7 protein-coding genes are annotated in these 9455 nt (G+C 43.0%); 5 read left to right on the forward strand and 2 right to left on the reverse strand.

The annotated features are described in order from the left end of the window. Positions 1–462 carry an RTX toxin-activating lysine-acyltransferase RtxC gene (gene rtxC / locus Xvie_RS09730; protein ID WP_086109125.1) on the reverse strand — a complete coding sequence of 154 codons (462 nt, stop codon included), beginning with the start codon at positions 460–462 and terminating at the stop codon, positions 1–3. 34 nt (positions 463–496) lie between these two features. Then, a complete protein-coding gene (gene rtxH, locus Xvie_RS09735; protein ID WP_086109126.1) occupies positions 497–865 on the reverse strand; it encodes a protein RtxH in 369 nt (122 codons plus the stop codon). Between the two features lie 608 nt (positions 866–1473). Here rtxH and Xvie_RS09740 point away from each other — a divergent pair. From Xvie_RS09740 to Xvie_RS09760, 5 genes are all read left to right on the forward strand, one after another. Then, positions 1474–3591 (forward strand): peptidase domain-containing ABC transporter, encoded by a 2118-nt coding sequence (locus tag Xvie_RS09740; RefSeq protein WP_086109127.1) that lies wholly within the window; start codon positions 1474–1476, stop codon positions 3589–3591. Beyond that, positions 3584–4945: an HlyD family type I secretion periplasmic adaptor subunit gene (locus Xvie_RS09745; protein ID WP_086109128.1), complete on the forward strand. Its 1362-nt coding sequence runs from the start codon at positions 3584–3586 to the stop codon at positions 4943–4945. Before Xvie_RS09740 ends, Xvie_RS09745 begins: the two co-directional genes overlap by 8 nt. A 2-nt stretch (positions 4946–4947) precedes the next feature. Further along, positions 4948–7158, forward strand: a complete 2211-nt coding sequence (locus tag Xvie_RS09750; protein ID WP_086109129.1) for a type I secretion system permease/ATPase — start codon at positions 4948–4950, stop codon at positions 7156–7158. Positions 7159–7308: 150 nt separating this feature from the next. Continuing rightward, complete coding sequence (locus tag Xvie_RS09755) at positions 7309–8304, forward strand: GlxA family transcriptional regulator (RefSeq protein WP_086109130.1); 996 nt, start codon at positions 7309–7311, stop codon at positions 8302–8304. A 161-nt stretch (positions 8305–8465) separates the two neighbouring features. Further along, on the forward strand, positions 8466–9149 hold the full coding sequence (locus Xvie_RS09760; protein ID WP_086109131.1) for a tyrosine-type DNA invertase: 684 nt from the start codon (positions 8466–8468) through the stop codon (positions 9147–9149). The last annotated feature ends 306 nt before the right edge of the window (positions 9150–9455 follow it).

Genomic DNA, 9455 nt, shown 5'->3' on the forward strand with positions numbered 1-9455 from the left:
TTAAACAATAAACCACTGTGCCCGACGGATACAGCGGTCATTTTGAACATCCAAGGTTCCCCTGACAGTGCAGGCTTTTTGTCCTTTCCATGCAGCGAAGACCCGACGACGGAGATCGCGGGCAATTTCACGGGCATGTCCGAAAGGCGCGATCATTTCCGGAAAAAAGATATGCTGGCCGGAACGCCAGTCTTCCCGCGAAATTTCCCGCTCACCGGCAAGAATCGCTTTACGGCTGCTGTCAGACAAAAAAGCCCAATTACAAAAAGCAACTGGGCGTTGGTGTTCATCTTGGTAATAGCAAAACTGATTGAGCTGGAATGAAGGCAAAATGCGCTGTTGCCATTCAGCAACCAAATAGCGCCGATGCAAGGGGGAGTGTTGACAAAGCAGCATCACCCCACCAATCATGGCCTGTATTTCAGTCGTACTCAGCGTTGCCGATTGATGTTTGATCATCATGGACTAGCAACTACCTGATAGAATTTTGCTGATATTATTTTGATGTATCAGAATGACGTTTTGAACGTTTTTTTGATTCAGCCGTTTCCGGGGTAATTGTTTCTGGATCAATTTCTTCCGGTTCAATTGCTTCTGGAGCAGGTAAAAAACCGGCGGCAATTAATTTATTGATTTCAGCTTCCATTCTTGGATCTTCAAGCATACTTTTGACCATGGAAACCATATACATAAAACCAGAAGCCGGCATATGAATAACTTGTTTTAATTGTAATTCCTGATCATTTTCTGCCAACATGCCATTCGCCATTCGACTAGGTTCCTGCCCCACAAAATAAAGGGAGAATACGCCTTTGTTATAATTAACACTTGAGATGGTTTGAACAAATTTTTCAGATTCAGACATAGAATTATCCATTAAATAAATATTTATTTAACATTAAATTAATATTAATTTAATGTTAAATTTGCATTAAATTAAAATTATTGAATCATAAATGAAGCCATAATGAATATAGTTTCATTTATGATTAAACCTTATTGCTACAGCTATCTGAGTAAGCTAAAGTGATTTAGCTTCCCTTTATCTTTCAAAATGATCTGGCATTTTGAAAACGTATTTAGCCAAAATGGCAAGTAAACTATGAATCGATAAACTATGGCATCGATAAACTATAAGCCGATAAGTTATGAAACAATTTGGCATAAAGCGATAAATCAGATGATCTACCGGCTAAGATTTACCAGTCATGGATTTACCTGTTATGCTGAGATTTATCGACTACTTTGGACAAAAATATATCCATTTATTGGTTAAAATCAACATGTAAATAGAAAAATGTCTGTTTAACCTCTACATTTTGTCCCAATTACCAACACTCATATACTCTTTGATAACAGATAATATCTTTTAATAAATTTATTAAAATTACTTAATAGATAAATACCTCTCTCGCTTTCAGGTTATTTCCTTAATCAAGAGTTTCAATTTTTATTTAAAATAGATTTAATTTAATGAATGAAATAGAAAAAACAACAATATCATTAATTAATTTAATTATAATGATATCTAATAGGAATCATGCAGCCACTGCAAATAAAAACTTAAATTATGGTGATGATTATATTTCTGTTTTAAACAAACTCCAAAAAGAGTGCAATATAAAAATCAGAAATAAATACTCTATAAAGAAGAAGTTATCTGACATTCCACTGCCTGCCATTTTATTCAACAATGACGGACAACCTTTCATTCTGGCAAAATATGATGAACAAAGGGTATTAATCCAAAAGCCAAATCAAGATACCCCAGAGATCTTAAATAAAGAAGAATTTATCAGTTTATGGAGCGGCAGGTGGCTAAAAATAAAACAAAAAAGCAGCCAATTTAATATTCACTGGTTCATTCCTGAATTTGTCAGGCAAAAGAAAAACCTTACGGAGATAATGTTATTCTCCTTCGTTTTACAGATTCTGGCACTTATTTCTCCCTTGGTTGTGCAAGTTGTCATGGACAAGGTTCTCGTTCACCAAGCATTTTCTACATTGGATGTGCTGATTTTCGGGCTGGTGACGGCCGGGTTAATTGAAGTCATTCTGCGGGGATTGCGTGAGTATCAGTATGCCCACACCGCCAACCGGATTGACATAAAACTCGGCTTGAAGCTGGTTAACCACCTGTTTGGCCTGCCATTGCTGTTTTTTAAATCCCGTCAAGTGGGCGCAATTGTGACACGAGTACGGGAGCTGGAAACGGTTCGGGAATTTTTAACCGGCTCCATGTTCACCCTGTGTATCGACGTTTTGTTCATGTTTGTATTTATTTATGTCATGAGCCTGCTGTCCGGTATGCTGACTCTTATCTTCCTGCTTACCATACCCTTCTATGCCCTGCTGGCTTGGTGGGTAACGCCAAAAATTGAAAAGGCGGTAGAAAAACAATTCACTCATGCAGCCATCAATACTTCTTTCCTGACCGAAACTGTTGCAGGTGCCGAGACACTGAAAAGCCTGGCTGCTGAACCCCGCTTTATTCGTCGCTGGGACAGCCAGACCGAAAAGATGGTCAGCACCAGTTATGATGTACAGCAATGGGATAATCGTTCCGGCCATCTGGTAATGATGCTGCAAAAAGTCACTAGCGCAATCATTATCTGGTTGGGTGCTTCGGAAGTGCTTTCCCTGCACATGACCATTGGTCAGTTGATTGCTTTCAATATGATGGTCAGCCATACCCAACAACCTCTGGCTAAATTAGTGCAACTCTGGGGGCAATTTATCCGCTCACGCATTGCCATTGATAAGTTAGGAGATATGCTGAACCTCCCAACAGAGCAACAATCAGGCAAAGAACAGGTTGCGTTGCAGGGAGCTATCTCATTCTCCGATGTCGTCTTTCGCTATCAGCCCGATCTTCCGCCAACCATTAATCGTTTCGCACTGGATATCCGGGCAGGGGAAACCGTGGGTGTAGTCGGAACCTCTGGTTCTGGAAAAAGCACTCTGGCCCGTTTGCTGTTACGCCTTTATACCCCAGAAAGCGGCACTATTACGCTGGATGGCATTCCTTTGCAAAATTTCAATATCGAATCCATCAGGCAACAGATCGGTATCGTTCTGCAAGAAAACTTTCTATTCAATAAAACCGTGTATGAAAATTTGTCCCAATCATGCCCTGATGCCCCGTTATCCGCAGTGATTGAAGCTGCAAAGCTGGCAGGGGCACACGACTTTATTCTCAAATTGCCGATAGGATATGACACGGTGATCGCCGAAGGGGGGCAATCTTTGTCAGGCGGTCAGCGACAACGTCTGGCGATTGCCAGAACCCTGCTGTCAGATCCTAAAATTCTGATCCTTGATGAAGCTACCAGTGCTCTGGATGATGAATCACAAGCCATTATTCAATCCAACATGGCTGATATTGCTCAGGGCAGAACCGTCATCACCATTGCACACCGGCTCTCCACGGTACGCCAGTGTGACCGGATCATTGTGTTGCACCAAGGGCAAATCATTGAACAAGGCAGCCACGGACAGCTTCTGGAACAAGGCAAACACTACCGGAAACTCTGGCAGTTGCAGCAAGAGCTAAAACAAGAAACAAAACAGGAGGAGCCTGCACGTGCTTAAGGCTATCTTACATAAAGGGAAAGGGATCAAACGGTTGCGTGCTGCTCCCCATCATTATGATTTTTTACCGACACACTTGGCATTGTCACAACGCCCCCCTTCCCCATTTGCCCGTTATACGGCAATAACCCTGAGTATTGGCGTTCTGGTTGCTTTACTGTGGGCCTGTCTGGGGAAATTGGATGTACAAGCAACCGCAACCGGACGTTTGATCGCCTCTGGTCGCTCCCAAATCATTCAGGCTTATGAACAGAGCCGCCTGATTGCCATTCATGTCACAAATGGTCAACACATTGAGAAAGGTGCATCACTGCTTACACTCAATACGCTCGGTGTCAATCAGGATATTGCCCGTTTGTTTGAACAACGCGAATATCTGATAGAAGAAGAAATCCGTTATCAGGCACTGCTTGGAAAACAAGACGCGAAATCTCTGCCGCTTTTCCAGCAGCAATCCACAGATAAACAGGAAAAAATTCTGGCTCATTACTCTCATGAAAAGCAGGAGTTCGATGCAATCATCACCAATATCCACGCAGAAATGGAAGTGAACCTGACGTCTCAAAAAGCGCGGAGTAGCGATATACGGTCATTAACTAATCTGCGCGAAAATATCAATCTGCGTTTGCAGGCCCGCAAGACATTGAGCCAAAAGCAGGTCATCAGCAAAGTTGAATATTTGGAGCAAGAAAAGGAATTTCTGGAAGCAGAAAGGCTGATCGCTCAGCAAAAATCAGAACTCGGTATCCTGATGACTCAATACAAGAGTCTGGAGGAACGCTTAAAAAGCGTCAAAATACAAAAAGAGCGGGAATGGTTTGAAAAAAGAAAACAGGCAGAGATGCAACTGGCAGTGATAAAACAGGAAATTTCTAAAATGCAAGAACGGGAAGAGCTTGAGGTTGTTCGTTCTCCCGTGACCGGTACAGTGCAACAATTAAGTGTCCATACTCTCGGTGCTGTTCTGCAACCCGCCCAGAATTTAATGGTGATTGTTCCTGATGAACATGTGCAACTTGCTGAAATCCAGATCCTGAACAAAGATGTCGGTTTTGTGCATCCCGGTCAGCATGTCACTGTCAAAGTCGATGCTTTCCCTTATACCCGCTATGGCACGATTGAAGGAGAATTACTCAGCGTTTCACGGGATTCCACCAACGATGAACGGCTGGGTCTGGTTTTTCCCGCCCAAATCAGTCTCAAACAGAACAACATCATGGTTGATGGAAAACCCGTCGAAATCACAGCAGGTATGTCCATTGTTGCGGAAATCAAGACAGATCAGCGAAGGGTGATTGATTATCTGCTCAGCCCGATTCAGGAATATCAATCTGAAGCATTGAGGGAAAAATAATTATGGCTGATACTTTCTCCTTCACCAGTAATACCGGCGAAAAACACGATAACGAAATAAGCAATTATGCGCTGGATTGTATTGCCCACTTAGGGAAACAGTTTCATAAAGTGGCTTCTGTTGCACAATTGCACCATGCTCTGGGGCTGGATTCTCTTGCACTGACAAATCCACAGATTCGTGAAGCTGCGGATACCATTGGATTGCACAGTAAATTTGAACGCCTGACATCCGATACGGCAGCCACACTGCCTTTGCCAGCGTTGATTAAGTTGGATCAGCGCTGGTGGGTATTGTCAGAAATCCGTCCTGACGCATTTACGGTGTTTGATCCTACTACCGGAAAATGCAAAGTACATGCGTTGATTCCTTCTACACATGTTGAACCTATACATGTTGAATCTACACATGATGAGCAAATAAATCCTGACGAATGTGATTTTCATGGATATAGCGTATTGCTGGTGGCTGACAAATCCCTGACCAAGCAGGAAGTCAAGTTTGGCCTGAGCTGGTTTTATCCCTCTATTTTCAGACAAAAAAACCAGTTACGGGACATTTTTTTGTTTGCTATTGTGCTGCAACTTTTTGCACTGGCATCCCCCTTGTTATTTGAAAATGTCATCGACAAGGTGCTGGTTGGGCGGAGTATTTCCAGCCTGCATGTTCTCGGTATGGCAATGTTGGCGCTGGCATTGGCTGAACCTCTGTATGGGTTTCTGCGCAATACCGTATTCGGGCATATGGCAAGTCAAATCAATGCCGAGCTTTCCGGCAGGTTGTACCGGCATCTGGTGGGATTGCCCCTGCCCTATTTCAAGCAACGGCAGACAGGGCAAATTATCGCCAGAGTCCGGGAAATGGCACAGATCCGTCAATTTTTGACTGGTTCTACCCTTATGCTGTTGCTTGATCTGATTTTCATCATTCTGTTTCTGGGGGTGATGTTCCATTATTCCTCCCTGCTGACATGTATCGTAATCAGTTCGCTGGTACTCTATTTTTTGCTCTGGATTGCCGTCGGGCCAGTTATTCGGAGCAAAGTAGAAAAAGAGTATGAAGCCGATGCCAATGCCACCAGCTTCCTGACCGAATCTGTTACGGGTATTGAAACCATCAAGACCACTGCAACAGAAAAACGTTTTTTACAACAATGGCAAAAAGTATTGAGCCAGCAGTTAATCCGACGTTTTACCGCCCAGAAAAGCGGTCTTGCAGCGGGGCAAGGGATTGAGCTGATCCAAAAGGTGGTTGCCGCTCTGCTGCTTTGGTGGGGAGTCCGGGGCGTGCTTAATGGCGATTTATCTCCCGGTGAATTAATTGCTTTTAATATGCTGGCAGGACATGTTACCCAGCCCATCCTGCGATTGGCACAAGTCTGGCAAGATTTTCAACATACCCTGATCGCTCTGCGTCGGGTGGGCGATATCCTCGATGAACCAATGGAAAACAGTAAACAGGGGTTGGCATCAGCACCTGAGCTGGCAGGCCAGATTGAATTCAGAAATATACGTTTCCGCTATCATCCTGATACGCCGGAAGTGCTGGCAAACCTGTCATTGGATATTAAGGCTGGGGAGTTTATTGGCATTACAGGACCATCGGGTTCCGGCAAAAGCACATTGACGCGATTATTGCAGCGCTTGTATGTGCCGCAACATGGTCAAGTATTGGTGGATGGCATGGATTTAGCCATTGCCGATCCCGTATCACTGCGCCGTAATATGAGCGTTGTCTTGCAGGAAAGCATTCTGTTTTCCGGCAGTATTGCGGACAATATCCGCCTGTGCAAACCCAATGCCAGTGATGAAGAAGTCTATAAGGCCGCAACTCTGGCTGGTGCAATTGATTTCATCAATTCATTTCCACATAAATTTGCACAGCCGGTCGGCGAAAAAGGATGCAGCCTTTCTGGCGGACAACGACAACGTATCGCATTGGCAAGAGCATTATTGAATGATCCCAAAATTCTGATCCTTGATGAAGCCACTTCCGCACTGGATTATGAATCTGAAGCAGCCATCATGAGCAATCTGGACGAAATATGCCGTAACCGAACCGTGATTAGTATCGCCCATCGGCTGAATACTATCCGCTATGCCGATAAGATTTTTGTGCTAGATCTGGGAAAAATCGCTGAATCAGGTTCACACGATGCTCTGGTGCAGCAAGAAGGTCTATATGCACAACTTTGGCAGCAACAAACAAAATAAAATAACCAAATTTATTATTACTTTAGTTACTATTTTGTTGATACAAAAAAGAAATTCATTGAAGACATGGGGCTTGTTTCACCTTAAAATTAATTTCATAACGAAATTAACACAACATTACAAAATGTTCTTAAGGAAGAGAATATAACTATGAAACAAGTCTCTATTACAGCCTTAGTTTTTTCTCATACATCTGTAACATCAGTTGCCATGCCAATTGAAATTCTCACCATCGCCGCCAACGCCATTGGCGGCCCGGTTCCTCATGTCAACATTATCTCTCCGGCCAATCAGGGAATGGGCAGTCAACAAACAAATCATACGGATAACCTGTTTATGGATTCAGATCCCATCACCCACGGTTCTCTTTACTCTTCTCTCGATTTCGAGCAACAACCCGATATTATTCTGGTCGGTTCACTGGGTTTCCCTGAGTGGGAACCACGGCACTGTACACCTGAAATCATTGAGTGGCTTAAAACGATGGATGAAAAACACATCCCTATTGTTTCAATATGCTCAGGCACATTTATGCTTGCCAAAGCAGGATTATTAAACACCGGGGCCACAATCCATCCTTATTTTTCCCCTGAATTCAAAAAACTATTCCCTCATATTCCCCTTTATACCGACAAAAAAATCATCAGCTATAACCACCGCTTCTGTATCTCCAGTGCTTATGGATGCGGGAGCTGTATGTTGAATATCGTTGAATTAATGTACGGACAATATGCCAGAGAGCAATGTGCAAAATTCCTGTTAGATGAAAATGACCACCAAACCTCGTTCGATTCCGCTTGTTTTGCCCCTTATCGCCAGCACTCTGATTCTCTGATCCACAAACTGCAAGATTGGATGCACGCTTTCCCCTCTGAAATTTTATCTGTTGCTGATTTGGCCAATAAAATTCATCTTTGCGAACGACAAATGAAACGTCGCTTCAAGATCGCCACAGGAAAAACACCGATCCAATATATCCAACAGCTCCGTTTGTCACAGGCAAAGCATTGGTTGGAAAAATCCCAGAAATCCATTGAAGAAATCAGTCATGAGGTGGGTTATGAAGATACTCGTTATTTCAGGGAATTATTCAAACGTTGCAATGGAGTGACGCCAAAAGAGTATCGGCAAAAATACCATCACTGACGAAGCTTTTTTGCACGCAAATTTTGCACTCTGTAAATAATCAGCAACACTAATAGGTGATACGTTTTATTACTCTATTCCAAGAGCCTATCTGCTTAGGTTTCCATTAGCAGGTTTCTATTATGGAATAGGCTCTTCATCGCTTTCTGGAGATGAATGCCATGCTCAAACGCAAATACCTGACCCAACCTGAGATAGAAATACTGCTTAGGGAGTTGGGAAAACATGCACATGCAGAGCGTAATATCTGCATGATGTTTATGGGGTTTATTCACGGTTTCAGAGTATCCGAATTGCTGGGCCTGAAACTGTCTGATGTGGATTTGGATGGACGCAGCCTGCGTGTTCAGCGCCTGAAAAATGGTTTTTCCACCATTCATCCGATGGTTCCACGCGAGGTTCAGCTTATTCGTCACTGGCTGGTAGAACGGCAAAACTATTTACCTAAAACCTGGCAACACGAACAACTCGCGGATAAAGACGCGGATTGGCTGTTTCTCTCCCGCAACGGGCAATGTATATCACGCCAGCAGGTTTATAAAATTATCCGCCAGACCAGCCAGAAAGCAAGATTGTCGATTAGCGCGAATCCGCACATGCTGAGACATGCCTGTGGTTATGCGCTGGCAGACAACGGTGTCGATACCCGGCTGATTCAGGACTATTTAGGCCACCGAAATATTCGTCATACTGTACGCTACACCGCGAGTAATGCGGGTCGGTTTGAGACGATTTGGCATGAGAAAGGAAAACGAAAAAAATTGACAATTAGTACCAAACTGTCAAGTAAGGATGATTCGTCTAAAAAAAACTATGCGGCGGACAAAATGACCATCATAGATTGACTAATTCAGAGAATTTCTCTTTCGAAATGGAATATTGAAAAGTGGTTATGAAATTTATAGGAAAAGCAATAGAAAATAATTAGTGGGGTGTTATTAGGAAAATAAAAAACCAGTTCAGGTTTTATATTTTAAAATCAATAAACTAGATTGATTTTTGTACGAGGAGGGGGAAGTGAACTAAGCTTAATAAGAGTTGTTTTATATTACTTGACAGTTTGGTACTAAATGTCAACTCACGATGTAGAACAAATATGGGGATAGCAACACCGCTCTGGGATGGGTCAATGGCATCGGCGTTTAATGACG

Source organism: Xenorhabdus vietnamensis (assembly GCF_002127535.1).
GTDB classification, from domain to species: domain Bacteria; phylum Pseudomonadota; class Gammaproteobacteria; order Enterobacterales; family Enterobacteriaceae; genus Xenorhabdus; species Xenorhabdus vietnamensis.

Bases quoted from the DNA above. Each gene is read 5' to 3' on its own strand.
- rtxC (WP_086109125.1), bottom strand. From the start codon at position 462: ATGATGATCAAACATCAATCGGCAACGCTGAGTACGACTGAAATACAG.
- rtxH (WP_086109126.1), bottom strand. From the start codon at position 865: ATGTCTGAATCTGAAAAATTTGTTCAAACCATCTCAAGTGTTAATTAT.
- Xvie_RS09740 (WP_086109127.1), top strand. From the start codon at position 1,474: ATGAATGAAATAGAAAAAACAACAATATCATTAATTAATTTAATTATA.
- Xvie_RS09750 (WP_086109129.1), top strand. From the start codon at position 4,948: ATGGCTGATACTTTCTCCTTCACCAGTAATACCGGCGAAAAACACGAT.
- Xvie_RS09755 (WP_086109130.1), top strand. From the start codon at position 7,309: ATGAAACAAGTCTCTATTACAGCCTTAGTTTTTTCTCATACATCTGTA.
- Xvie_RS09760 (WP_086109131.1), top strand. From the start codon at position 8,466: ATGCTCAAACGCAAATACCTGACCCAACCTGAGATAGAAATACTGCTT.